At 58.9% G+C, this 1329-nt stretch carries 1 protein-coding gene; it reads right to left on the bottom strand.

Features of this window, described 5'->3' with window-relative positions; genetic code table 11:
* Positions 1–42 precede the first annotated feature (42 nt).
* The gene (locus N7333_RS24230; protein WP_279859506.1) at positions 43–1263 is read right to left on the bottom strand and encodes an IS256-like element ISPa46 family transposase; all 1221 of its coding nucleotides are present in this window, start codon (positions 1261–1263) and stop codon (positions 43–45) included.
* Between the last annotated feature and the right edge of the window lie 66 nt (positions 1264–1329).

The following is a 1329-nucleotide window of genomic DNA, read 5'->3' as shown; positions in this document are numbered from 1 at the left end:
GAGGGTGTGCAGAATTTTGTGTAACCGGGGTTGGGGTTACTGCTACGGCAGCCGGTCTTCGTAGCTGATGGTAAAGCGCGTCAGCGCTGCCTTCCAGTCACGGATTGGCATCGTCCACTTCTTGCTGATGTTGCGTAGTGCCAGGTAGAACAGTTTCAGCAGTGCCTCGTCGCTGGGAAACGATCCGCGATTCTTGGTGATCTTGCGCAGGCTCATGTTCACCGATTCGATGGCGTTGGTGGTGTAGATCACCTTGCGAATCTCTGGCGGGAAGTCGAAGAACGGCGTGATACGTGGCCAGTTGCGGCGCCAGGACTGGCCAATCGGCAGGTAGTCGTCATCCCACTTGGCCTCGAACTCGCCAAGGCGCAGTTCGGCCTCGTCAGCCGTGCTGGCTTGGTAAATCCGTTTCAGGTCAGCGGCGACTTCAGCCCGCCGCTTCCAGGACACGTAGTTCAGGCTGTGTCTGACCATGTGCACGATGCACAGCTGCACGCTGGTATATGGGAACACCGCTTCGATAGCCTCGGGGAAACCCTTCAGGCCATCCACGCAGGCCACGAAGATGTCCTGCACTCCGCGATTACGCAGCTCGGTTACCACCTGCAACCAGAACTTGGCGCCCTCGTTCTGGGCGATCCAAAGGCCGAGGATTTCCTTCTCACCAGCCAGATTGATGCCCAGCGCCAGATACACCGCCTTCACTCGCACGGCGCCTTCGCGCACCTTGGTGTGGATGCAGTCGAGGTAGACGATGGGGTAGACCGCATCGAGCGGGCGCGACTGCCAGGCCTTCACTTCATCGGCTACGGCATCGGTCACCGAGGAGATCAGGCTGGGCGACACCTCGGCACCGTACATTTCATGCAAGTGCGCCTGGATCTCGCGCACAGTCATGCCGCGGGCATACAGCGAGAGGATCTTGTCGTCGAAACCCGCCCAGCGGGTCTGGTGCTTCTCGACAATCTGCGGATCAAAGGTGCCATGCCGGTCGCGCGGCACTTCGATGGGCAACTCGCCGAACTCACCCTTGAGTTTCTTCTTGCTGAAACCGTTGCGGGTGTTGCCAGTTGGATTGCTGACCGGCTGATGCTTGTCGTGTCCCAGGTGGTGGGTCAGCTCAGCATCCAGCGCACGCTCAACCAGCTTCTTGGTCAGTTGCTTGAGAATGCCGTCAGCACCGATCAGGTCTTCAGGATTCTGGTAGTTGGCCAGGAGCTGATCCAGCAGCTCGTCGGTGATGGGATGTTGCGTCTTGCTCATAGTGTCTCCGGTTCGGAGCGACAGTGTCGCTCATGAGCCGGTTACACAAAAATTCGGACACCCTCA

The sequence above is a fragment of the Pseudomonas sp. GD04158 genome (assembly GCF_029834875.1).
Classification (GTDB): domain Bacteria; phylum Pseudomonadota; class Gammaproteobacteria; order Pseudomonadales; family Pseudomonadaceae; genus Aquipseudomonas; species Aquipseudomonas hydrolytica.
The sequence above is the reverse complement of the archived record's forward strand: the minus strand, read 5'-3'. Positions and strand labels throughout refer to the sequence as shown.

Coding starts and splice junctions, on each gene's coding strand:
- N7333_RS24230 (WP_279859506.1), bottom strand. CDS start 1,263: ATGAGCAAGACGCAACATCCCATCACCGACGAGCTGCTGGATCAGCTC.